Raw genomic sequence first — 23,687 nt, forward strand, 5'->3', positions numbered from 1 at the left:
AATTAACTTTCAGACAAGGAACTGAGGTGCAGGCAGCTAGGACAGCCTAGAGGCTGTTCTAGGTTGGAAATAAGACTTGCGAAACAAGTCACTTTCGTAGAGTACGGCAAGCTGAAAGTGATGATGTATCAAAGTTAATTCAAATGACTGATATGTAAAGCCCTTTGTCAAGTAAAAACAATCGAACTGATTAAAAAATGAAAAGTATCTAGAAAGAGCCTAGTTCTTAGCTTCGGGCATTGGCCACTCTGATATTCGTGGATTGGTTACCTACAGGTCAATGGTTCTGCCGCGAGTCCTACTCTCTGATATGTAAAGCCCTTTGTCAAGTAAAAACAATCGAACTGATAAAAAAATGAAAAGTATCTAGAAAGAGCCTAGTTCTTAGCTTCGGGCATTGGCCACTCTGATATTCGTGGATTGGTTACCTACAGGTCAATGGTTCTGCCGCGAGTCCTACTCTCTATAAGCGTGGATCACAATTGTGCCACTTAGTCGTTTCGTAGATGACTCAAACCTTGAAGTCCTAAACTCCTTCAAGATACTTTCCATTCAAACATGATTTCAATCCTTATTTCTGTCCAAATTCACCCAGTGATTTTGGATAGAAATAGGGATTCCTCATCGCTCTGCGATGATAAAACTTAATGGTCAAAAGTGTACATGAAAACAAGCGCTAACTTCAAGCTATTCTTCCTGTCATCATCCCCCAAATAAAACCAGACAATTCTCGTGCAATAGCTGTTTTAGCAACATTTTGTTTCTTATTTTTTCCTAGAACAAGTGTGCGATAACGTCTTCTTAAGCGTTCATTAGCCTTATCCGCATAAGCAATCACCTCCACTCGGTTTCCACTTTGTCTCCTTTTCAATTCTTTGGATTTATACCCAATCGTCCCCTTAGCCAATGATTGTGCAGCTTCTATCAGAAGTCGTCTCACATGGCTATTCCCAGCTTTGGTGATAGCACCTCTTCTCTCCTTGTCGCCGCTAGAATTTTCGCTAGGAGTTAGCCCAAGATAAGAAGCAAAATGTTGAGCTGTCGCAAAGCGATTAAAATCACCGATTTCTGTCACAATGGAAAGAGCAGTTAGTGTTTTAATGCCAATAAAGCAAGAAAGCCGTGAGACCTTCTCTTGGTAACTGTCGCTTTGACCCAGTTGCTCAATTCGTGCATCATACCGTTCTATTTGATCTACTAATTTCTCATAGGTCAATAGATATTCTGTCAAAATCTCTGCGTAAAGTCCATCAGGATTTAGGGAACGGAGCCAGCGGACATGTTTCTGTGTCCAATTACTGCTTCCCTCGGTATAGCGAAAATCATGTCGGAGACAGAAGGCAAGAATTTGTTGTTTGATTTTCTTCAGAGCCACTTTGTGGTCTGTTCTCATGCGGATATATTCTTTGACTTGTTCATCCTCAACAGTAGGAATATGAACAGGCCGATAGCTACGAAAGGCCAGAGCTTTTGCGAGCTGAGCTGCATCTTTTTTATCAGTCTTAACACGCTTAGATCCTTCCTTCATCACCGTTGTAGGCGCCATCACGATACAGGGAATCCCGTGAGCTTGTAGCTGGTGATATAGGGTAAATCCAAGACATCCGGCTTCGTAGCCACATAACACTTCTGCATCTTGACCATATAAACGACGAAGCTCATTCACATAGTTCACAATATAGCTAACATTTGGACCAACTTTAGTGCTATGTTTGAATTGATTCGCCATCATATCATAATAGCAGAGTGAAAAACTTTCTTTGTGAACATCCATTCCGATGAAAAGTGTGGTAAAATGAAACATATAAGACCTCCAATTGAGTGTGGTAATTCCTGTTAGAAGTTGATTGTTTTTTTATTCTAGTGTACAGGTAAATCCACGAATTCTCAACTGGGGGTCTTTACATATTGTCTATAAAAGGCAATAGTTACCAATCATGCAATGAGTATAAATAGACATAATAAACATATATGAAAACGATATATATTTGTATGATTGGAACCAAGAAAATTTCAAAGACTTTTTCATAACTCCCTGAAAACTGCTGAAAAAATCGCATTTGCATATATATATATATATATATATATATATATCAGTGGAATTTGTTTGTTTTTTTGCTGTAAACTACTTTTATTTTTTGAAAAATTTGGTATAATTTAGCTGAAATGACAATGTGATAAATAATAATTATGCATATAAGTAAATGAAATGGAGAAAAGTTATGAAAAAGGTAAGATACTTTTTTAGTTCTTTCTTATTACTTGTTCTATGTCTGGATATTATTCGGCTACCGATAACAATTTTTTCGGAATCAGTTAGTGCTACAACGCCACTAACCATTCGGACTAAGTATCTAGAACATCTGAAGGAAGATGGTCAAAAGCTGGCCATTAAGCTAGATACCAGTCAAAAGCAGCTCGATAGGCTAGATGTGATTGTCCAGATTGAAGAGGGAGTAGACATCAGCAAGGGGCTTAGCTTGGTAGTCCAGAATGAGCTGGAACTGGAAAGTCAGCTGGATGAGCAAGGGGTTCCAAAGGAAAAACTTCCACCAGGTTTTGTCAAGGATGAAGACTATCGTGAAGAAGATGTGCCCAAGGAATTTCCTGAGCAGGAAGTTGCCCCAACTGTTGCAACACAGGATTCTCTAGAAGCTTCCTTGCCTGTATATGGTCTAGGCTATTACTCCATCAAAATCAAGCCAGAGCCTGAACGCCATATAGAGTGGAAGGTAGATGAAGAGAAGCCTGAGCGGAGATACGAGGAAATTCTGCTACGCTTGAAGATAAAGAAGCCGCTACAAACTGGTCAATTTATGGCCGTTCTGTCATCAGATTATAAGACCATCTTAACAGAAGACTGGAAAACATTTGAAGAATTGGTCAAAAGGAATAGTATAGAGATGGTGACTGATTCCGTAGCCTCCGATACCGAGCAGCCAATTCCAGAAACTTCTGAATCTACTTCTGACAACACGCAGTCTAATCCAGTACCTGAAGGCGAAGAGGTGATACAAGAAGAACAAGCTTTAGCCATTCAAACAGCTAATCTACGCTTGGTATTACGAGAACATGAAGAAGGTGTCTTGCAACCTAGCAAGCCCATCGCAGGTGCGGAGTTTTCTATTAGCTCTGTAGAAAATCCAGAAATAAGTTATAACGGCCGCACTGATGAGCAGGGGATTTTAGACTGGAAAGACTTACCTTTGGGTGAGTATCAAGTGAGTCAAATCACTTCGGTAGAAGGCTTTGAAGTTGCATCTGTTCAAGATATTTCCCTACAGGCTGAGCAGGATACTATCTTACAGATTTTCAATTATAGAAGACAAGAATTGCCATCGGCAGAGGGAACGAGTATAAGAAGAGTTCGTATGAGGAGGTCAGCGGATACTCCGACAACAGGAACCATTACTGTTCAGCTACGAGAATATGCCAATAATACTGTAACGACAACAGGTATCCAAGGCTCACGCTTTGAAATCCGTGGAGTGACAGATCCTCGGTTTGTCAGAGAAGCGACGACAGACAATGCCGGAAACCTCACTATATCAGGGATTCCGTTTGGTGAGTACGAAGTCGTCCAGATGACTACACCAGATGCTTATCGGTTGGCGACTCTTTCCAGTAGAGTGACTCTAACAGCTAATAAACAAACAGGCGTAGTTACTTTTTCAAATGTTCGTAAGAATAGTGCGACTACATCGGGACCGATTCCTACAGGTGGGCGCACCAGCACCACCTTGCGTCTGACAGTTGTCTCTAGTGAAGATGAGCGGACACCAATCGCGAACGCTTCTTTCCTTGTGACGGGGAGCAGCGGTGTGAGACAGACTATCACAACCAATGCCCAAGGTCTAGCAACTCTCTCAGGTCTGACCCAGGGGAGTTACACCATTACACAGATTAGTAGTCCAGAAGGCTATATGGCCTCTCCAAAGGATGGTAAATTTGAGATTCCACCTCCTCGTAATGAGTATGCAGAATTTGTGGATGTCAAATTCCTCAACAACCCCTATGATGTTGAAACCTATGGCAAGCTATTTGTCAGTGTTTTCGATAACCAAAACCGTTCGCAGACGGTTCCAAATGTCAAGTTACGCTTGACGGACGATTTGGGCAATACCTACGTGGGTGTGTCAGATAGCAATGGGCAGCTGGTCTTCAAAAACCTTTCAAAAGAGCGAACCTATGAGGTCAAGATTATAGAGGCACCTTATGAGTATGAGTTGACGGGAACGATTTTGGAAGGCAATATCCGTCTTGATCCATTGACCAATAGCAAACAGCAGAATATGTATCTCCCAAGAAAACAGTTTAACCGATTGACCATCGTCAACCATGAGGCTGGGGACTCTGCTATCCCTATACAAGGTTCTCGTTTCCGCTTGGTTCACCCGGATGGTTCCAGTCGAGAGTTTACCATTACGAACACCAACGGAGTTTATGAAGTTGACTTGCCTTTGTCTACGGACAGGGACTACATGCTCTACCAACTCTCCACCGATAACAACCATCAGGTCTATGCAGAACCGATTGCTATTTCAATCGGTCGTCCATCAACCATTTATGTACCCAATAAGCTGAAAAATCCAGCAAGTGCAAAAGTTAGTGTCACATTCACAAAAGAGTGGGCCGATAGACCTGCTTCCAATCAGCAAGTTGTCGTCCGTTTGATGCGAAATGGAGAAGTCTATGGACAGGGACAACAGTTCACCCTCAATTCAAGTGGTGGAACACAGACCAAGACATTTACCGATCTGCCTAAATATGATAACAACCATGAAACCTATAACTATTCTGTCAAGGAGGATCCTGTTTCCGACTGGTATGCAGATTATCAGGAAACGGGTCACAATCAATGGAAAATCATCAACTATGAAGGCTCCCTGACGGGTACATGTAGTGCAGACCCGAATGCTCCAGCGATTTTATGGGTAGCAACGGAGAATGCTGCACATATGTTGGTAAATGGTGTGACGCTGACCAAAACAATACTCTTTCCGACCAATCAGGGTAGCAATACCTATGGCTACGGGATAGCCTATGACCGAACAAGAGGTTATATCTACGGTGTCAACCAAGATGGTAGAGTTGCAGTTATGGATACCCATAAGGGGACCAATGGCTCTCTGGTCCGCCTGGCTACCCTGGGTGGTCAGCGAAATGGTCAATTGGTTCCCCTATCAGAAATAACCCACTCAGAGCGAAATGAAGATGGCAAGCACATCCATCCTGATTTCCGAAAGGTCAATTCCATGGAAACGACGGTGGATGGTAAGTACCTGCTGGTCAAGATTTTAGCAGACCCTAATATCTACATGTACCGTCTTAGTGATTTGGTTGATCCTTCTGGCAGGGGACTTGTAGCTCCAGTCAGAAAGTTGGATGCCCGCTTCCCTCTCAAGGCCAATGCCAATACCTACACAGGGGTATCGGATGGGGACATCATCCAGTATGATAATGGGGACATTCTCTTTACAGGTCACGAAAATCTCTTCCATGTTGGAGCGCTTTCTGCCCCAGTTCGGGCCAATTATTACTTTTTCCTCATGAAGTACAATGGTCCAAGAGATGGCAATGGCAAGGCTACGGATGTCTCACAAGGTACCTATGAACGGCCGATACGAGTCGGAAGTTTTCGTGTACCCGGTCAAGTCAATTCCTTTTGGGATGGCATGAACCAAGATACCTCTATTGAGGGTATTTCTTACGTAGACAGATTTCAGCGTCTATTTGTCACATCTGTTATTCAACCAAGAGGCGGTGGCACACCAATCAAAACAGTAGGAACGCTTAATCCTACTAGGGGAAGGACAGAGCGTTTGCCAAATCGTGATACGAATGAGAACACGGTATTTGAATTTAGTCCACTTCCTAATACACAAGCCAATAACATTTCAAGCTCTACCTTTACCGATATGACAGGTGGAGCAAGGGAGCTGTGTAACCCAGAAATCATCATCCGTGGTTCCAAGTCTTGGCTAGGTGACACGGAGGCGGATCGACCTGCCTCTGTCCAAGTGCAGTTGTTGGCAGACGGTCAACCCTATGTCTATCCTGATGGGGCAAGTAATACTCGCACCTTGACCTCTGCCAATGGTTGGAGATATGAATTTGGCAACCTACCTAAAACCAATAACCAAGGGGCAAGAATCGTTTATAGTGTCAGGGAACTTAATCCACCATCTAACTACCTGTCAACAGTCACAGACTACAGCATTACCAATACCCTCATCAAGGGAGGCTTCACCCTTAAGAAAACCAATGCAGATAAAAGCCAGTCATTATCTGGGGCACGATTTAGCTTGTGGAATAGTGACAAGACCAAGTTAGTGGCTAGTTCCAGCGAAACCAATGCAGAAGGTTTGGTATCCTTCACAGGCCTGGCAGCAGGCACCTACTATCTAATAGAGGAACAGGCACCAGAAGACTATCAAGCAGCTGCCACAGAATACCGCGTGGTCGGAACAGTCAATCAAACCAGCAAACGAGTGGAATTCCAAATTTACCAAGGCAGTAGTCTGCTAGAAAAATCAGGTGATCATTGGATTGTCAAAAACACCAAGCCAGGCTTTAAAATCAAGCTGGTCAAGATTGATGCTTCAACTGGTCAGAAGATTGCAAGTTCTACCCGCTTTGCCATTGTCAACAGCCAAGGGCAGACCATCAATGGACAGGTTTCATCCTTTACAAATGGCGAATACCTATTTACCAATAGCAATAGTCTTTTCCAAGCAGGTACGTATTACCTGAAAGAAGAAACAGCGCCAGCAGGCTACGAGCGATTGACGGGTCTGATTCCGATTACTATCAAGTCCGATGGTTCTGTAGTGGTAAATACGGCTCATCAAGGTTTGGTTGATGGTCACAGCACTCAGGTGACAGGTGTAGCAGATACTGTTGAAATCCGTGTCCGCAACCAAAGAAGTCCTAAGAAATTTATCCTGACCAAGCGGAGCAAGGGGATTGAGGATCAGGGAGCCTTTATCACTAGCAGTGTCAGCTTCCGACTGACTAAGGACGGTGATACCAGCTTCACTCCGATAGAAAAGACAGCCAATGCCAATACCAACTTTGTATTTGACGGTTTGAGAGAAGGCATTTACACCCTTGAAGAAACCAGTCCACCACAAGGCTATGTCAAGGACAAGGCTGTTTACAAGGTTGAGGTTGGGGCTAGTGAAATCAAGATTTATACTCAACAAAAATCAAAATCAAACCAATCAAGTGTTTTTTAACCATCGTCTACTAACAATTGGTTTTAAAATAGACCAATCTAACTCTCGTATCACTTCTTGAAGCTTGTTTATCACATCATCTAGTGTTTTAAAAGCTTTATTCTTAAACCCTCTCTTTCGAATCTCAGCCCAAACTTGTTCAATTGGATTCATTTCAGGAGTATAGGGAGGAATAAACTCAAAACCAATATTATGTGGTTTCTCTAAGGTACTTGATTTATGCCAAACGGCATTGTCCATCACTAATAAAATATAATCGTCAGGATAAGCTTCAGATAGTTGTTTGAGAAAAACATTCATCCAATCTGTATTGCAACCCCCAGCGATAATGAAGAAGGACTCTCCTGTATGGGCATCAATAGCACCATAGCAATAGCGATACTCACGAATATAGTGGCTATGTACATGCGGTCTCACCCCTTTTGGTGCCCAGGCCTTTCCAATTTTACTAATCCGACCGAAACCCGCCTCATCTTGATACATTAGTCTGACTTTATGATAGCGACGACTATTCTTGAAGCGCTTTCCTATTTTCGTGAATGAAGATTTTATTTTTAGACGCTAGAATCGTTTCGGCGTCTGCTTTTTTAGGGTGTTCTGGTCTTGGCGTCACTTTGCGCCAACCATGGCGTTTCAGAAGGGCATAGAATCCTTCCTTGGTCGTAGGGTGTCCAACCCGTTTCTGATAAGTTTCGTAGAGAGAGTTTATGGTCACAAATTCGCCATTTAGTGAAGCTGTTAACTGTTCTTTTAGAAATGCTTCCTCTTCTTGAAGGGTTAAATATTGACGGTTCCGTCCACCTCGCGTTTCTCTTACTAGAGCTGAAATCCCACCAAGCTCATACTTGCCTTGTAAGGACCAGATTGTATACTTTGAATAGCCGATAAGGTTAGTGATTTCTCTATAACTGAGACCTTCGGCTCTGAACAGGATTACTTGAAGTCGTCTATGAAATGGGGAATAGGTTTTATCTTTCAAATAAGTTTTTAATTCGTTTGTTTGTTCGATAGTAAGTTTCATAAATCTATTATACGTTAGTTTTTGTTTTTTGAACAGTATAAATATGTTATCAGATTGGTACCAAGAGAATATTGAAAGTAAATCTGAAGAGGAGATAAAAAGTATTGATAGCTATTATACCTTGCACGGGTCAAAAGGACTAGAATTTGATAATGTAGTTGTTATTTTACAGGATAAATTTGCTAGAAAAACTGATTATTGTAAATATTTTTTAAAAATTATAATTCTACAACTTTTGAGGATAATAGATTTCAAGAAATTCGTAACTTACTTTATGTAGCGTGCTCAAGAGCAAAAATAAATCTTCATGTAATTTATATTTCTAATACCTATGAAGATGTATTAGAAAATATAGGAAATATTTTTGGCGATGTTCAAAAATTAACATAATGATCTTTCGTTTTAGAACTCCTGCTCTCGTTGTTTTCACTTAATGTGATATCTTCCAAACAAACGATGCTAGAAAATAACCTCCAATCAATTTCGAACAAATGTTAAAATTTCCAACATCTTCTTGTTGATTTTTGATATAATGTAAAAAAACAACAAAGGATTAAACATGAATAAACGAGAACGATTAGAAGAAATTACACGTTTGGTAAATAAAAAAGGTACGGTTCGAATTTCTGAGATTGTTGAATTGCTAAATGTTACTGATATGACAGTTCGACGTGATTTTATTGAATTGGAAGAGCAGGGGGTCTTAACCAAAATCCATGGCGGTGCTAGAAGTAATAAGGCTTTTCAATATCGGGAATATTCCCATTCTGAGAAACACATTCAAAATAAGGAAGCCAAGCAAGAGATAGCAGAAAGGGCGGCACAACTGATAGAAGATGGAGACACGGTATTTTTAGGTCCAGGAACAACAGTGGCCTTTCTGGCTGAGGCCATTAAAAATCCTCGTCTAACTGTCATCACAAACTGTATGCCTGTTTTTACCATCTTATCACAAAAAAAGACAGAGGATTTTCAAGTCTTTCTTCTTGGAGGAGAATATCGCCAAGTGACAGAATCTTTTGTAGGAGAAATTACCAATACAAGTTTAGAAAAAATGCGATTCAGCAAAATTTTCTTTTCAGGTAACGGACTTAAGGGAACGGATGTCATGACCTCTACCCTAGCCGAAGCCTATACGCAAAATATTGCCATCAAACATTCTTTAGAAAAATATCTTCTGCTAGATGCCTCAAAAATTGGAAAAGATGATTTTACTTCCTTTTGTGATTTGAATGATATAACTGCTCTAGTGACAGACATGAATGCAAAGGATGAAAATTACCAATTATTAAGTAAGCACATCGAAATTATCACTACAAAATCATAAAGTTATCAAAACCAACAGCGAAATGTTGGTTTTTTGTTTGCATACGAAAAAAATAAACAAAAATAAAACAAAATATGTTGACTTTGTGTTTGTTTGGTTGTATAATTTAAACATAAAAAGCGAAAACGCTTTTTCTAAGTTTTGCAAAACAGAGATTTTCTGCCAAATATGGCTACAACTTTCTATTTTTGTTAGGAGATAGGTTATGACAATCATTATCGGTGCTGATCCAGCGGGTTCAAAACTAAAAGACGTTATTAAAGATTATTTGCTAGAAAAATCATATGACTTTAAAGATGTCAGTGATGGAAGTGATTTTGTTGATACAACTTTGGCAGTAGTTGCAGAAGTTAACCAACAGGAAGGAAATCTTGGCATTGTGATTGATGCTTATGGTGTTGGTCCATTTATGACCGCAACTAAAGTCAAAGGCATAATCGCTGCAGAAGTTTCAGACGAACGTTCTGCCTATATGACAAGAGGACACAACAATTCGCGTATTATTACAATCGGTAGTGAGATTGTAGGAGAGGGAATTGCTAAAAATATCGTTAAAGGATTTGTTGAAGGTGAGTATGATGGTGGCCGTCACCAAATTCGTGTTGATATGCTAAATAAAATGTGCTAATTGTTGTAAACAAAGGAGAATAAGAGATGAAAATTGCAATCGGTTGTGACCACATTGTAACCTATGAAAAAATCGCTGTGGTAGATTATTTGAAAAATCAAGGATATGAAGTATTGGACTTTGGGACTTATGATAATGTTCGTACTCATTACCCAATCTTTGGTAAAAAAGTTGGTGAAGCTGTTGCAAGCGGACAAGCAGATTTGGGAATTTGTATTTGTGGAACAGGTGTTGGAATCAACAATGCTGTAAACAAGGTTCCTGGTGTTCGATCAGCCCTGGTTCGTGATATGACCTCCGCACTCTATGCAAAAGAAGAGTTAAATGCCAACGTCATTGGTTTTGGAGGAAAGATTACAGGTGAGTTGCTCATGTGCGACATCATTGAAGCCTTCATTAAAGCAGAATACAAACCAACTGAAGCAAACAAACGTTTGATTGAAAAGATTGCTGCAGTTGAAACGCTCAATCAAGAGCAGGCTAATCCAGAGTTCTTTACGGAATTTCTTGAAAAGTGGGATCGTGGAGAATATCACGACTAGGAGGCTCTCATGATTTTAACAATCACTTTAAATCCGTCGGTTGATATTGCCTATCAATTGGATACCTTTCATTTGGATGCGGTCAATCGAGTAGAAAAAGTTCAAAAAACAGCTGGAGGCAAGGGGCTCAATGTCACACGAGTTTTGAAACAAATTGGTGAAGATGTTGTAGCAACAGGCTTTATTGGCGGTGAGATTGGAAGTTATGTAAAGAAACAACTCACTCGAAATGATATTAAAAATTCCTTTGTGGAAATTGGGAGCGAAACACGTAACTGTATTGCGGTTCTTCACGATGGACAACAGACGGAGATTTTAGAACAAGGCCCAACTATTCAAGAACATGAAGCCTTGAATTTTATCGAACACCTCGAAATTATTCTGAACAATGTAGATGTAGTTGTTATTTCAGGAAGTTTGCCTAAGGGACTTGCTAGCAATTATTATGTTGAGATTGTAGAACTTTGTAAAAAATGCGGTGTAGCTGTTGTTTTGGATTGTTCTGGTGAGGCGCTGAAAAACGTTTTAGAAAGCCAGCAGAAGCCGACAGTGATTAAGCCGAATACAGAGGAGTTATCACAACTGATTGGTAAAGAAGTTACTGATGATATTCAAGAGTTGAAATCAGTTTTGTCTGGTCAACTTTTCCAAGGAATTGAGTGGATAGTCGTCTCATTAGGGGCACAGGGGGCTTTTGCCAAGCACAATGACAAGTTCTATCGTGTCAGAATTCCAAAAATCAAAGTCGTCAATCCAGTAGGATCAGGAGATTCAACTGTTGCAGGTATTGCAGCTAGTTTGGTACATGCCTTACCTGATATAGAATTACTTAAAAAGGCTAATGTTTTAGGCATGTTAAATGCCCAGGAAGAACAGACAGGTTTTGTCAATTTAGAAAATGCAGAATCGTTGTATTCTCAAATCGAAGTCGAAGAGGTATAATATGGTAGTAACAGCAGATAAAAGAAAATACATGGAAAAAATAAGCAATAAAGCAGGTATTATTTCAGCTTTAGCTTTTGACCAACGTGGCGCCCTGAAAAAAATGATGGCAAAACATCAGACAGAAGAACCTACTGTGGAGCAGATGGAAGAACTAAAGACACTAGTTTCAGAAGAATTAACACAGTTTTCTTCCTCAATTCTGTTAGATCCTGAATTTGGTTTGCCAGCATCACGCGCCCGTGACGAGCAGTGCGGTTTGCTCCTAGCTTATGAAAAAACTGGCTATGATACAAGCTCTACTAGTCGCTTACCAGATTGCCTAGTAGAGTGGACTGTAAAACGACTAAAAGAAGCAGGGGCAGATGCTATCAAGTTCTTACTCTACTATGATGTTGATGGTGATCCATACGTCAATCTTCAAAAACATGCCTATATTGAACGCTTGGGTTCAGAATGTCAGGCTGAAGGTTTACCATTCTTCTTGGAAATTTTGAGCTATGATGAAACGATTGAAGACAATGCCAGTGTGGAATTTGCAAAAGTCAAACCTCGAAAAGTAAATGAGGCTATGAAAGTATTTTCGGATGAACGCTTTGGAGTAGATGTTCTCAAGGTAGAGGTACCTGTGAACATGAATTTTGTAGAAGGCTTTGGAACAGGGGAAGTCGTCTATACAAAAGAAGAAGCAGCTGAATATTTCCGTCAGCAAGAAGCATCAACGGACTTGCCATACATTTATCTTAGTGCAGGTGTCTCAGCTAAACTCTTCCAAGATACTCTGGTGTTTGCTCATGAAGCAGGTGCAAAATTTAACGGTGTTCTCTGCGGTCGTGCGACGTGGGCGGGTGTTGTGCCAGTCTATATTGAACAAGGCGAAGAAGCTGCGCGTGAATGGTTACGTACTGTTGGTCGTGAAAATATTGAGGGACTTGATGCAGTCTTGTCTCAAACAGCAACTTCTTGGCTAGAAAAATAATTGAAAAAATAACCATTTTCTTAAAAGAAAGGGTTTACATTTTCTGAGAATATGCTATAATAATCTCATCAGCAAGAATAGAGTGGATTGTAACTAATTCGATTAGGCAAGACTACAAATGGATTTGAGAGTAGGATATTCTCGGTTTGTTTGTAGTCTTTTTTTGCTTAAAAATATAGGAGGGATATATGTTTAGGATTATACAGTCACTAAATAATAACGCTGCCTTGGTGAAAAATGAACATGGGGAACAGGCGGTCGTGATGGGATTAGGTATAACCTTTCAAAAGAAAAAGGGAGATTTAATTGTTAAGGACAAGATAGAAAATATCTTTTCGCTAAAAAATGATGAAGCCAAAGAAAATTTTCTAACCTTATTAAAAGATATTCCCTTAGATTTTATTTCTGCAACCTACACGGTTATCAATCATCTGGTAGAAACTTATCATTACCCTGTACAAGAATATCTATATGTGACACTGACAGATCATATCTATTGTGCATATCAGGCGGTTTTAAAGAATAGTTATCAAGAAAGTAGGCTACCCAATATTTCAGCCGAATATCCATTGGAATATAAAATGGCGCGTGAAGCCTTAGCTATGTTTCGTGAAAAGTTGCTAAATGATTTTCCAAATGATGAGATTGGTAAAATTGCACTTCACTTAATCAATGCAAAGGGTGAAACAATTCATCCCACTAGTGAAGAACATGACATCAGTAAGAAAATTATTGCTGAGGTTGAACAAATTTTGATAGAGAATGGGATTAAACGCACAAAAGAAAATAGCAATTTTTATGATCGCTTTATGATTCATTTGTCCTATTTTCTGAATTACTTAGATAGATCCCATCAGTCAAATGAATCGATTGCTAGTTTGGAACAGTACATCAAGCTCCAGAATCCAAGAGCCCATCAGGTTGGAAGTCAGATTTTTGAGATGATTACATCATTGGTAGATGAGCCAGTAAATGATAGTGAAAGGTTCTATATTGTACTACATATTCAACGGTTATTGTAAATCATACTCTTCGTAAATCCAATTCAGACGTTGTTGCCTCAACTTGATGAGTGAAAAGCTCCAGTGGAGGTTTTCAGCCTGTTCCATTGAGATGAGAGGGGAACAGAGTTCTATCTACGTTTTCGTCGCCTAGTCTGAATGGTATTTCCATTGAGTACATAAAAAATAGGAGGTTCATATTATGAACAGAGAAGAAATTACGTTATTAGGTTTTGAGATTGTTGCATTCGCTGGTGATGCTCGTTCTCGTTTGATGGAGGCGCTGGCTGCGGCTCAAAAAGGCGACTATGCAAAAGCAGAAGAACTAGTTGAAGCGGCCAATGCTTGTATTGTTGAAGCCCACCACGCTCAGACAAGTTTGTTGCAGAAAGAAGCGGCTGGTGAGGATTTAGCCTTTAGTGTGACGCTCATGCATGGTCAAGACCATCTCATGACAACATTGTTATTGAAAGATATGATGAGTCATATGATTGAACTTTACAAACGAGGTGATAAGTAATGAATAAATTGATTGAATTCATTGAGAAAGGGAAGCCTTTCTTTGAAAAGATTTCGAGAAACCCTTATTTAAGGGCTATCCGTGATGGTTTTATCGCTGCCATGCCGGTTATCTTGTTCTCAAGTATCTTCCTATTGGTGGCTTTTGTTCCTAATATCTTTGGTTTTACTTGGTCTGATGAAGCAGTTGCGGCTATCATGAAACCTTACGGTTATACAATGGGTATTGTAGCTGTCCTAGTTGCAGGAACGACCGCAAAATCTTTGACAGATGCGTTTAACCGTCAATTGCCAAAAACCAATCAAATCAACTTCATTTCAACAATGATTGCCTCAATTTCAGGTTTTTTATTACTGGCTTCTGATGGTATTGAAGGTGGATTTGCCAATGGTTACATGGGAACTAAGGGACTTTTGACAGCCTTTCTGGCAGCCTTCATTACGGTTAATATCTATAAGGTCTGTGTGAAAAACAATGTCACCATTCGTATGCCAGACGAAGTTCCACCGAACGTATCCCAGGCGTTTAAAGATGTGATTCCATATGCATTGTCTATCTTTGTCTTGTATGGAATTGATCTTGTGACACGTCAATTCCTTGGAACAAACGTTGCTGAGGCGATTCTGAAATTATTTGAGCCTCTGTTTACTGCCGCAGATGGTTATGTTGGTATTACAATTATCTTTGGTGCCTATGCTTTGTTCTGGTTTGTAGGGATTCATGGTCCATCTATTGTGGAACCAGCAATTGCAGCCATTACTTATGCCAATATTGAAACCAACTTCCAGCTTCTACAGGCGGGTCAACATGCGGACAAAATCCTGACTTCAGGTACTCAAATGTTTATCGTGACAATGGGTGGTACAGGTGCTACCTTGGTTGTGCCATTCATGTTTATGTGGTTGACTAAGTCTAAACGAAATAAAGCAATTGGACGTGCTTCAGTTGTTCCAACTTTCTTTGGTGTAAACGAACCGATCTTGTTCGGTGCACCACTTGTACTCAACCCAGTATTCTTTGTTCCATTTATTTTAGCTCCAATTGCTAACGTATGGATTTTCAAATTCTTTGTTGATACGCTAAAAATGAACAGTTTCAGCGTTAACTTGCCATGGACAACTCCGGGACCATTGGGGATTGTAATGGGAACAAACTTTGCTCCACTTGCCTTTGCACTAGCTATCTTGTTGGTATTTGTCGATGTACTTATCTATTATCCATTCTTGAAAGTTTACGATGAGCAAATTCTTGCTGAAGAACAATCAGGGAAAGTTGAAAATAGCTTGAAAGAGAAAGTGGCGGCTAACTTTAATACTGCCAAAGCGGATGCTATTCTTGAAAAAGCTGCAGTTGATACCGAAATTTCTGAACAAACCAACGTTCTGGTACTTTGTGCAGGAGGTGGCACAAGCGGATTGCTTGCCAACGCTCTAACTAAAGCTGCAAAAGAATATGGTGTTCCAGTTACAGCTACAGCAGGAAGTTATGGGGCGCACCGTGAGATTTTGCCAGAGTATCAATTAGTCATCCTTGCACCTCAAGTAGCATCAAACTACGATGACATTAAACAAGAAACCGATGCATTGGGTATTAAACTTGCCAAAACTGAAGGGGCTCAATACATTAAACTCACACGAGATGGTCAAGGTGCTCTTGACTTTGTCAAACAACAGTTTTAGAACCTATATTCACAGTTCAGCACTTCCATCTAAGGCTAGTTTTTCAGCTACTCATTGTTAGTTTTTTTCAAAATACAGTCAGTATTCCCTCAAAAAACCGCCTTGATTAGCGAAAAACTATCTCTTAACTACAAGCACTTCACTTGTGAATACAGGTTCTTAATCAAAAGGGGAGGGAGTTATCATCTCCAACTCCTACCCCTACCCCTTTATTTATTTTTGATAGAAGAAGGTAGGAATATGGTTAAAACATTACCGAAAGATTTTATATTTGGTGGAGCAACTGCTGCATATCAGGCAGAGGGTGCTACACAGACGGATGGGAAAGGTCGTGTTGCGTGGGACAAGTATCTAGAAGATAATTACTGGTACACTGCGGAACCAGCTTCTGATTTTTATAATCGTTACCCAGTTGATTTAGAACTAAGTGAACAGTTTGGTGTGAATGGCATTCGGATTTCGATTGCGTGGTCTCGTATCTTCCCAACAGGCTTTGGAGAAGTGAATCCAAAGGGAGTAGAGTTTTACCATAAATTATTTGCGGAATGCCATAAACGTCACGTAGAACCATTTGTAACGCTTCACCATTTCGATACACCAGAAACGCTACATTCTAATGGTGACTTTCTGAATCGAGATAACATTGAACACTTCGTCAATTATGCAGCGTTTTGCTTCAAAGAATTCCCTGAAGTGAATTACTGGACAACCTTTAATGAAATCGGTCCAATTGGTGATGGACAGTATCTTGTAGGTAAGTTCCCGCCAGGGATTCAGTATGACTTAGCTAAGGTATTCCAATCTCACCACAATATGATGGTTTCACATGCCAAGGCAGTTAAGCTCTACAAGGATGCTGGATATAGCGGAGAAATTGGTGTTGTACACGCATTGCCAACGAAATATCCTTATGACCCAACCAATCCAGATGATGTCCGTGCAGCGGAACTTGAAGATATTATTCACAATAAATTTATCCTCGATGCTACATACTTGGGTTACTATTCTGAAAAAACGCTTGAAGGCGTTCGACATATTCTGAAAGTAAATGGTGGGGAATTAGACCTTCGTGATGAAGACTTCGCTGCCTTAGATGCCGCAAAAGATTTGAACGACTTCTTGGGCATCAATTACTATATGAGTGATTGGATGAGGGCTCATGACGGTGAGACTGAAATTATCCATAATGGTAAAGGTGAAAAGGGAAGTTCTAAGTATCAAATCAAAGGAGTCGGTCGTAGAGAATCTCCAGTTGATATTCCAAAAACGGACTGGGATTGGATTATCTATCCGCAAGGCCTTTATGATCAAATCATGCGTGTGAAAAATGACTATCCAAACTATAAGAAAATCTACATCACTGAAAATGGCCTAGGCTATAAAGATGAGTTTGTAGATGGTACAGTCTATGACGATGGTCGAATCGACTACGTGAAAAAGCATTTAGAAGTGATTTCAGATGCTATCTCAGATGGTGCCAATGTTAAAGGTTATTTCATCTGGTCCTTGATGGATGTATTTTCTTGGTCAAATGGATACGAGAAACGATATGGATTGTTCTATGTTGACTTTGAGACCCAAGAACGTTATCCAAAGAAAAGTGCTTATTGGTATAAAAAAGTAGCAGAAACACAGGTTATTGAATAAAACTAATACAAGGATGCCTAGCTCAAGTTAGCATCCTTGTTTTCATATAAGGGAGGCAGTTTTTATGCTCGAATTAAAAAATGAGAACTTAACAGTACAATTTTCTGAATTAGGTGGGCAAATTATTTCTATTAAAGACAAGGATGGTATCGAGTATCTTTGGCAAGGAGATCCGACCTATTGGAGCGGTCAAGCGCCAGTTCTATTTCCGATTTGTGGCAGTTTACGAAATGATTGGGCTATCTATGAACCTGCAGAAAGACCGACATTTACAGGCACAATTCCAAGGCATGGACTTGTGAGAAAAATGCTGTTCAAAAATGTAAATAGTGCTGAAAACTCTTTGGAATTTTCTATTTCATCAAACGAAGAAACCGTAAAAAATTATCCTTTTGAATTTGAACTTTCCATTAACTACTCACTACTTGGCAATACAATTCGAACTGAATATCGGGTGAAAAACCTTGAGGGACATAGAAAGCTACCTTACTTTATTGGGGGTCACCCAGGTTTTAATTGTCCCTTGTTGGATGGTGAGAGTTATGAAGACTATTATTTAGAATTTGAAAAAGTAGAATCTTGTACAGTACCTAGAAGTTTTCCAGAAACTGGCTTACTTGATCTGCGAGACCGCCGACCATTCTTGGAAAATCAAAAGACCTTGGACTTGTCCTATCAACTGTTTGAGCATGATGCCATCACATTGGATCAATTAGCATCACGAAAGGTAACCTTGAAATCCAAAAATCATCAGAAGAAACTTTCGATTGCATTTGATGATTTTCCATATTTAGTGATTTGGTCAACTACAAATCAGAGTCCCTTTATCGCATTAGAACCATGGAGTGGACTCTCTACTTCATTGGAAGAATCTGATATTTTCAATGCCAAACGAAGTATTAGCTATGTTGCTCCAAAAGAGGTTGATAAAAAACATTTTGATATTATTATTGAGTAACCTTTAATGAAAAAACTAAAAAATATTAAGCCACGATGCTTTGTTTTTATTTGTATCCTAATTTTTCTTGCTTTAGGCTTTGACAGTCGGCTTCAAGTAACTCATTACAGGCTTGTTAGTCCCAAAATATCTCAGCCAATCAGACTTGCTCTAATTACTGATTTACACTCATCAAATTACGGTAAAAATCAGATACAAATCTTGGAAACATTAGAGAAAGAAGAGCCAGATATCATTTTATTAGGTGGAGATATTTTGGATGATGAACTTTCTGACAGAAAAACTCTAGAATTGTTAAGCGGGCTAAGTAAATTTAATCATACTTACTATGTGTCAGGTAATCATGAAATATGGAGTAATCGATATGATCAGATGCTGGAACATCTGAGACAACAGAATGTGGTCGTATTATCTGGAGATAGTAGTAGAGTTGATGTAAGGGGGCAGTCCATCACTATTTCAGGCATTGATGATCCTGAATATTTTCAAAAGTATGATACTAGCGAGAATTTGCTAGACCAACTTGAAGACATAAAAGGGAAGCAAATAAGCACTGACTTCCAAGTTTTACTAGCGCACCGACCAGAACTAATTGATACTTATCAAAAGTATGGATTTGATTTAGTGTTATCTGGTCATGCGCATGGAGGACAATGGAGAGTGCCTTATTTGGTTAATGGTGTATTTGCGCCTAATCAAGGTTTTCTTCCGAAATATGCAGGTGGTTTATATGAAGTTGAAAATTCGTATTTTATTGTAAGCAGGGGTCTGGCCAAAGAATCTACACGAGTACTAAGATTCTTTAATCGCCCAGAAATTATCATTGTAGATCTTGTTAATCCGTAACTTCACTTCTTTCTAATCACTCAAAAACCCACTGACTTAATGAGCCAGTGGGTTTATTACTTATCCGAATCAAAAACTTATTTCAAAAGTAAGCGCCCAATAACAAGGTATATTGAAAAGGCTCCAAAGTCCTGTCGACTCTGGAACCTTTTTCTATTTACAAGCTCTCTTAATATTTTTATCCCATGGCAAATAGGCTTCTAAAACCTCCTTTTTTGCGAGCGACTCCTCATTAGGTAAGTGTTCTAGAAGATAGGTCATATATTTTTCTGCATCAAGTCCGTGTCGCTTAGCTGTTTCTAAAAGACTCAAAATGACAGCTGTCGACTTGGCTCCCTCAAAGCTCTGAGAAAAAAGCCAATTTTTTCTGCCCATCACCAAGGTCTTCATAGCCCTCTCAGCCATATTGTTGGACAGGACTAGGTCACCGTCCGAGAGAACGGCTCGGAAGGTGGTTTCGTATTTGAGGCTATACTCTATTGCAGTACCCAATTTGGAAGCTGGCAAGACAGCCTGTTCACGGCACCAATCAAAAAACTCGTCCATCAAGGGAGTTAACTCTGTCTGCCGTTTATGTAGCCGTTCCTCAGTAGACAGGTCAGCCCAGTCACTCTCCAAGGCAAACAGGCGGTCGCAATAGGCTAAACCCTTGGCTCCTAAAGAAGTCTTGTCTGTCTTCTTAGGAGTCGCCTCAAAAAATTTTCGTCTAACATGAGCCCAACAGCCAACGAGCTGAGCCTTGTCTAATTGACGATAAGCACTCCACATGTCACAATGAACGTAGCCCGCATAGTCCCCAAGAAACTCCTCCACAACTAAGCCGCTCCGTCGTTTGTCATGATGATAGAGGGTAATTCCATTTTTCTCATGTTTCCCAGACAAGAAAGTCCAGTAGTAGGTCAACTGGCTATCATTTTCTAAGACCTTGTAGGAAGTCTCATCCGCATGAAGAATAGGCTGCTCCAACAATTTCTCGTGCAACAGGTTATAAATCGGCTCGAAATAATACTGACTAGACTTGATGTGCCAGTTGGCTATTTCCTTCCGACTGATGGGCAGGCCAAGTTTATGCCAGTCCTCTTCCTGACGGTAATTGGGTACCTTCAGATTGAATTTCTGGTGAATGGTGTGAGCGATGATAGAGGCTGAACCCAAGCTGTGTGCCAAAGGTGCCTTAGGAACAGGAGCCTTGATAATCTTATCGCTTAGATTCTTCTGACTACATGCCTGACACTTGTATGCGTGTTGAACATGGTCAATCCGCTTTAATTGTGCAGGAATGAAGACCAACTCTTGTCGTTGAACAGTTGAGCCAATCTCTTTCAGCTGACCATGACAGTCTGGACAAGTGCAGTCTTCGCCCTGCAATTCGTGATGCACAATCTCTGGAGTGAACTGGCTGAAAATAGCCTGACGAACTCCCTTAGCTTTCTTGCGTTTATAGGTGATGGTCTCCGTTTCAACTGGGTAAGTCAGCTTCTTCTTCAGGGAGACTTTCCTCCCCAAACAAGCTCAGCTGACCTGGTTGATATACGACCTTCTCTGATGATTTTCCGTAGAGTTTCTGTCTCAGATAGTCAACCTGTTCTCGAAGGAGAGTGAGTTCATTAGCCATCATCTCTATCGTTTTTGACTGTGTTTCAATAATTTTTTCTAGTGATGACATAACCAATCTCCTTCTTTTTATCTCATTATACACAAAGAAAAGCCATGATTTCAATAGAAATCACGACTTTTTGAAACATTTATTTTTGGAATGATAGAAAATCCTTTCATGAGCCAGTCGACTTGCTCGGAAGTTAGAGCCTTGACCTCTTCTTCATTGTTTGGCCAGGTCAATTTCCCATTTTCAAAACGTTTATACAATAACCAAAATCCCTGTCCATCCCAATAAAGAGCTTTGAACCGGTCTTTTCGACCTCCGCAGAAGAGATAGACCTGACCGGAGAAGGGATCCAGGTTGAACTGACTTTTGATAAGATAGGCCAGGGAATCAATTCCCTGACGCATATCTGTTTTTCCACAGACCAAGTAAACTTGACCTAAATCACTGAGTTGGATGGTCATAGAACAGTACCTTATCTAAGATTGTTTCTAGTGTTTCTTGATTGATAGTGTGAAAGACTGTGAGCTCCACTTTTCCGAGACGAATTTTCATCATAATATCGTTTCTGCCTCGCTTCTCAAAGCGGCGAGATTGGGGAACAGTCAATGGAATGATGGGGTGTGACATAATAAATCCTCCAGTTTTGTTTTTCTAACAGTATACTGGAGGAGGGAGTGGGTGGATAGATACCTTGTTATTGGGCGGTTACTTTCAAAAAAGGTAGTGATTCGACTGATTTGTACTGCAATGTAATGAAAATTCATCTTTCAAAAATCTCTTAAAATCAGGGCTTCTAACGTCTATTGACGTGTATTGAATCCCTATTTCACCTCAGTAAAGATTAAGTATTGTCTATTTTAGCTGTTAGAAACGTTTATATATCAACGTTTTTGTAATGTTCCTTAGCAAAAGGTAGAGTGAATGGTAGAGTAGTTATTGCGTTAGTTCAGCAATCTTATCAAGATAAATACCCACAGCTTCTAACATTCGTTGAGGTGCTAATTCAGCGTAAGTATCCATTGTTATCCTAGTTGATTAAAAAAATCTCTGATTTCCTCATCTTTTATAAAATAATATATAATTTTCCCCTCTCTTCTAGTGTCCAAGATGTTTTGATTGGCTAGTTTACGAAGATGGTGGGAGGCAGATGCCATACTGAGATTTAGTAAACAGGCTATATCGCAGACACAGAGTTCTTCGACGGCAAGGAGATAAAAGATGATATTTATCTGTTTATTATCGGTAAATTTTGATAAAATGCGAAGTGATTTTTGGACTTTTTCCTTTTCAAGGTAGTTCGTTGCGGTTGTAACATTTTGTTGATTAATAACATCCACTTGACAGATACTATCTTTTTTCATAATTTTTTCTCCTAGCCTAACACAGCCCGTAGCATGTCAAAGCTGTTGTTTTCAATCAGGATATATATCCCCAATCCTAAATAGACAACGGCAATAAACCATCTGCTATATTTTTCCAAAGTTTCTCCAACAGAAGGGACTTGTGCCAATTTTTGGGCAGAAAAAACCAAGAGATAAATCATGACTAGAAAGGTAAGTAAAGCCACTATCAAATTCGCTAAATTTAAGGTAGTAAAATATGGGACAAAGACACCAATATTGTCAGCACCACAACTTGTAAAAGTAATCATAGCGACTAGAAAAATCAGGTTTTTATTATCTTTGCTCAAACCTTCTTTGGCAATAGCTTCGCCATCAGAATCTCCAAAAAGCAAAACTTTGAGGCCTAGGAAAATTGGAATCAAACCGAGTAAACCTAAAATCTCTTTACTAGGAATATAATTTAAGACAAATGCAAAAAGCAAACTTAGCAATATTAGACTAACAGAGCCTAGAAATTGTCCTAAATAGATGTTAATGATGTCTTTTCTGCTTTTTCTTTTGGCAAAAAATAACATTAGGATAATAAGTAAGTCTACGGCTGTCCCAGAATACAGGATTATTGAAGTAACAACATTTTGAATCATAAAACACCTCATTCAAATATATTTTTGAATGTATTTTAACATTAAACATTGTAGATGTCAACTTCAGCTCCACCAAAATATAGATAAGAAGTTAGTGTACCAAATATAAAAAAGCCCTGCCATCCAAATGATAACAGGGCTTAACTTCAATATCCAAATGATATATTCATCTAAAAAAGGTAGAGTAAAAGGTAGAGTTCTTATTGATTTATATTGCAATGTAATGAAAGTTCATCTTTCAAAAATCGCTTAAAATCAATGTTTTGACGTCTAATGACGTGTAGTGAACCCCTTACTTAACCTCAGTAAAAATCACGTGCTTGCGCAATTTTGGTGAGTATTTTTTCAATTGAAGACGGTCTGGAGTGTTACGTTTGTTTTTTGAAGTAAGGTACAAACGCTCACCAGATTCTTTGTGTTCAAGTGTAATATTTACGCGCATGGTATCTCCCTTCTATTATTCAGCTGAAGCAGCCTTAGCGATTTTACGTCCTTTGTAGTATCCTTTCAAAGATACACGGTGAGAACGTGAGTAATCTCCAGTAGTTTCATCAAATTTCACAGTTGGAGCTGCTACTTTATAGTGAGTACGACGTTTGTTTTTCTTCGCTTTTGAAGTGCGACGTGCAGGTACTGCCATTTCTTTCTTCCTCCATTAAATGTCAGGGCCAAGCCCTTTTTCAATCTAAAATAGTGCGTATGACTTTCGCCAACTTTAACAGTATAACAAAAGTTTTTTGTAAAGTAAAGTTACTTGACAGATTTT

General features: G+C 39.6%; 21 protein-coding genes and 2 pseudogenes. 13 read left to right on the top strand and 10 right to left on the bottom strand.

Going from position 1 to position 23,687, the window contains the following annotated elements; translation table 11 throughout:
- Positions 1–682 precede the first annotated feature (682 nt).
- On the bottom strand, positions 683–1,804 hold the full coding sequence (locus tag K6969_RS01780) for an IS110 family transposase (RefSeq protein WP_015445098.1): 1,122 nt from the start codon (positions 1,802–1,804) through the stop codon (positions 683–685).
- A gap of 418 nt (positions 1,805–2,222) precedes the next feature.
- Between K6969_RS01780 and K6969_RS01785 the strand changes: the two genes are divergently transcribed.
- Positions 2,223–7,238, top strand: a complete 5,016-nt coding sequence (locus K6969_RS01785; protein ID WP_321537446.1) for a SpaA isopeptide-forming pilin-related protein — start codon at positions 2,223–2,225, stop codon at positions 7,236–7,238.
- On the opposite strand, the pseudogene K6969_RS01790 reads toward K6969_RS01785, so the two are convergent.
- Positions 7,224–8,082: pseudogene (locus K6969_RS01790) on the bottom strand (IS630 family transposase); the annotation flags it as partial. The gene K6969_RS01785 and the pseudogene K6969_RS01790 sit on opposite strands and share 15 nt — an antisense overlap.
- Positions 8,083–8,818: 736 nt before the next feature.
- On the opposite strand from K6969_RS01790, the gene K6969_RS01795 reads away from it, so the two are divergent.
- From K6969_RS01795 to K6969_RS01845, 11 genes are all read left to right on the top strand, one after another.
- Positions 8,819–9,586 (top strand): DeoR/GlpR family DNA-binding transcription regulator, encoded by a 768-nt coding sequence (locus K6969_RS01795; protein WP_029173092.1) that lies wholly within the window; start codon positions 8,819–8,821, stop codon positions 9,584–9,586.
- A gap of 205 nt (positions 9,587–9,791) precedes the next feature.
- Positions 9,792–10,214: a galactose-6-phosphate isomerase subunit LacA gene (lacA, locus tag K6969_RS01800; protein WP_029173091.1), complete on the top strand. Its 423-nt coding sequence runs from the start codon at positions 9,792–9,794 to the stop codon at positions 10,212–10,214.
- Positions 10,215–10,240: 26 nt separating this feature from the next.
- Entirely contained in the window at positions 10,241–10,756 is a 516-nt protein-coding gene (gene lacB / locus K6969_RS01805; RefSeq protein ID WP_002941130.1) for a galactose-6-phosphate isomerase subunit LacB, read from the top strand.
- A gap of 9 nt (positions 10,757–10,765) precedes the next feature.
- On the top strand, positions 10,766–11,698 hold the full coding sequence (locus K6969_RS01810) for a tagatose-6-phosphate kinase (RefSeq protein ID WP_029173090.1): 933 nt from the start codon (positions 10,766–10,768) through the stop codon (positions 11,696–11,698).
- A 1-nt stretch (position 11,699) separates the two neighbouring features.
- Positions 11,700–12,677, top strand: coding sequence for a tagatose-bisphosphate aldolase (gene lacD / locus K6969_RS01815; protein WP_029173089.1), 978 nt, complete (start codon positions 11,700–11,702; stop codon positions 12,675–12,677).
- 188 nt (positions 12,678–12,865) lie between these two features.
- Positions 12,866–13,699, top strand: a complete 834-nt coding sequence (locus tag K6969_RS01820; RefSeq protein WP_029173088.1) for a PRD domain-containing protein — start codon at positions 12,866–12,868, stop codon at positions 13,697–13,699.
- Positions 13,700–13,880: 181 nt separating this feature from the next.
- Positions 13,881–14,198, top strand: coding sequence for a PTS lactose/cellobiose transporter subunit IIA (locus tag K6969_RS01825; RefSeq protein WP_003048451.1), 318 nt, complete (start codon positions 13,881–13,883; stop codon positions 14,196–14,198).
- Positions 14,198–15,877, top strand: coding sequence for a lactose-specific PTS transporter subunit EIIC (locus tag K6969_RS01830; RefSeq protein WP_029173087.1), 1,680 nt, complete (start codon positions 14,198–14,200; stop codon positions 15,875–15,877). The genes K6969_RS01825 and K6969_RS01830 overlap by 1 nt, the downstream gene beginning before the upstream one ends.
- 240 nt (positions 15,878–16,117) lie before the next feature.
- Positions 16,118–17,524, top strand: a complete 1,407-nt coding sequence (lacG, locus tag K6969_RS01835; protein ID WP_029173086.1) for a 6-phospho-beta-galactosidase — start codon at positions 16,118–16,120, stop codon at positions 17,522–17,524.
- Between the two features lie 64 nt (positions 17,525–17,588).
- A complete protein-coding gene (locus tag K6969_RS01840) occupies positions 17,589–18,482 on the top strand; it encodes an aldose 1-epimerase family protein (RefSeq protein WP_171943130.1) in 894 nt (297 codons plus the stop codon).
- Between the two features lie 6 nt (positions 18,483–18,488).
- A complete protein-coding gene (locus K6969_RS01845; protein ID WP_171943131.1) occupies positions 18,489–19,328 on the top strand; it encodes a metallophosphoesterase in 840 nt (279 codons plus the stop codon).
- Positions 19,329–19,481: 153 nt separating this feature from the next.
- On the opposite strand, the gene K6969_RS01850 is transcribed toward K6969_RS01845, so the two are convergent.
- The 6 genes from K6969_RS01850 to K6969_RS01875 all read right to left on the bottom strand — a co-directional run bounded on the left by K6969_RS01850 (position 19,482) and on the right by K6969_RS01875 (position 22,921).
- Positions 19,482–20,834, bottom strand: a complete 1,353-nt coding sequence (locus K6969_RS01850; RefSeq protein WP_321537402.1) for an IS66-like element short variant transposase — start codon at positions 20,832–20,834, stop codon at positions 19,482–19,484.
- Positions 20,788–20,994, bottom strand: a complete 207-nt coding sequence (locus tag K6969_RS01855) for a transposase (protein ID WP_029178852.1) — start codon at positions 20,992–20,994, stop codon at positions 20,788–20,790. Before K6969_RS01855 ends, K6969_RS01850 begins: the two co-directional genes overlap by 47 nt.
- A gap of 50 nt (positions 20,995–21,044) precedes the next feature.
- Positions 21,045–21,395 carry an IS66 family insertion sequence element accessory protein TnpB gene (tnpB, locus tag K6969_RS01860; protein WP_029188189.1) on the bottom strand — a complete coding sequence of 117 codons (351 nt, stop codon included), beginning with the start codon at positions 21,393–21,395 and terminating at the stop codon, positions 21,045–21,047.
- Positions 21,376–21,561, bottom strand: coding sequence for a hypothetical protein (locus tag K6969_RS01865; protein WP_029188188.1), 186 nt, complete (start codon positions 21,559–21,561; stop codon positions 21,376–21,378). The genes tnpB and K6969_RS01865 overlap by 20 nt, the downstream gene beginning before the upstream one ends.
- 395 nt (positions 21,562–21,956) lie before the next feature.
- Positions 21,957–22,295, bottom strand: a complete 339-nt coding sequence (gene cadX, locus K6969_RS01870; protein WP_000711078.1) for a Cd(II)/Zn(II)-sensing metalloregulatory transcriptional regulator CadX — start codon at positions 22,293–22,295, stop codon at positions 21,957–21,959.
- Positions 22,296–22,306: 11 nt separating this feature from the next.
- Entirely contained in the window at positions 22,307–22,921 is a 615-nt protein-coding gene (locus K6969_RS01875) for a CadD family cadmium resistance transporter (protein ID WP_301540411.1), read from the bottom strand.
- Between the two features lie 28 nt (positions 22,922–22,949).
- Here K6969_RS01875 and K6969_RS01880 point away from each other — a divergent pair.
- Positions 22,950–23,174: pseudogene (locus K6969_RS01880) on the top strand (FanG protein).
- Positions 23,175–23,213: 39 nt separating this feature from the next.
- Here the strand turns inward: K6969_RS01880 and rpmG are convergent.
- On the bottom strand, positions 23,214–23,363 hold the full coding sequence (rpmG, locus tag K6969_RS01885) for a 50S ribosomal protein L33 (RefSeq protein ID WP_002262412.1): 150 nt from the start codon (positions 23,361–23,363) through the stop codon (positions 23,214–23,216).
- A 15-nt stretch (positions 23,364–23,378) separates the two neighbouring features.
- Positions 23,379–23,561 (bottom strand): 50S ribosomal protein L32, encoded by a 183-nt coding sequence (gene rpmF / locus K6969_RS01890; protein ID WP_002937589.1) that lies wholly within the window; start codon positions 23,559–23,561, stop codon positions 23,379–23,381.
- Positions 23,562–23,687: the final 126 nt, after the last annotated feature.

The organism is Streptococcus suis, assembly GCF_019856455.1.
Lineage (GTDB): Bacteria > Bacillota > Bacilli > Lactobacillales > Streptococcaceae > Streptococcus > Streptococcus suis_AE.

Coding starts and splice junctions, on each gene's coding strand:
- K6969_RS01845 (WP_171943131.1), top strand. CDS start 18,489: ATGAAAAAACTAAAAAATATTAAGCCACGATGCTTTGTTTTTATTTGT.
- K6969_RS01840 (WP_171943130.1), top strand. CDS start 17,589: ATGCTCGAATTAAAAAATGAGAACTTAACAGTACAATTTTCTGAATTA.
- lacB (WP_002941130.1), top strand. CDS start 10,241: ATGAAAATTGCAATCGGTTGTGACCACATTGTAACCTATGAAAAAATC.
- K6969_RS01875 (WP_301540411.1), bottom strand. CDS start 22,921: ATGATTCAAAATGTTGTTACTTCAATAATCCTGTATTCTGGGACAGCC.
- K6969_RS01795 (WP_029173092.1), top strand. CDS start 8,819: ATGAATAAACGAGAACGATTAGAAGAAATTACACGTTTGGTAAATAAA.
- K6969_RS01785 (WP_321537446.1), top strand. CDS start 2,223: ATGAAAAAGGTAAGATACTTTTTTAGTTCTTTCTTATTACTTGTTCTA.
- K6969_RS01820 (WP_029173088.1), top strand. CDS start 12,866: ATGTTTAGGATTATACAGTCACTAAATAATAACGCTGCCTTGGTGAAA.
- K6969_RS01855 (WP_029178852.1), bottom strand. CDS start 20,994: ATGTCATCACTAGAAAAAATTATTGAAACACAGTCAAAAACGATAGAG.
- lacG (WP_029173086.1), top strand. CDS start 16,118: ATGGTTAAAACATTACCGAAAGATTTTATATTTGGTGGAGCAACTGCT.
- K6969_RS01780 (WP_015445098.1), bottom strand. CDS start 1,804: ATGTTTCATTTTACCACACTTTTCATCGGAATGGATGTTCACAAAGAA.
- tnpB (WP_029188189.1), bottom strand. CDS start 21,395: ATGACCATCCAACTCAGTGATTTAGGTCAAGTTTACTTGGTCTGTGGA.
- K6969_RS01825 (WP_003048451.1), top strand. CDS start 13,881: ATGAACAGAGAAGAAATTACGTTATTAGGTTTTGAGATTGTTGCATTC.
- lacA (WP_029173091.1), top strand. CDS start 9,792: ATGACAATCATTATCGGTGCTGATCCAGCGGGTTCAAAACTAAAAGAC.
- rpmG (WP_002262412.1), bottom strand. CDS start 23,363: ATGCGCGTAAATATTACACTTGAACACAAAGAATCTGGTGAGCGTTTG.
- lacD (WP_029173089.1), top strand. CDS start 11,700: ATGGTAGTAACAGCAGATAAAAGAAAATACATGGAAAAAATAAGCAAT.
- K6969_RS01810 (WP_029173090.1), top strand. CDS start 10,766: ATGATTTTAACAATCACTTTAAATCCGTCGGTTGATATTGCCTATCAA.
- cadX (WP_000711078.1), bottom strand. CDS start 22,295: ATGAAAAAAGATAGTATCTGTCAAGTGGATGTTATTAATCAACAAAAT.
- K6969_RS01865 (WP_029188188.1), bottom strand. CDS start 21,561: ATGTCACACCCCATCATTCCATTGACTGTTCCCCAATCTCGCCGCTTT.
- rpmF (WP_002937589.1), bottom strand. CDS start 23,561: ATGGCAGTACCTGCACGTCGCACTTCAAAAGCGAAGAAAAACAAACGT.
- K6969_RS01830 (WP_029173087.1), top strand. CDS start 14,198: ATGAATAAATTGATTGAATTCATTGAGAAAGGGAAGCCTTTCTTTGAA.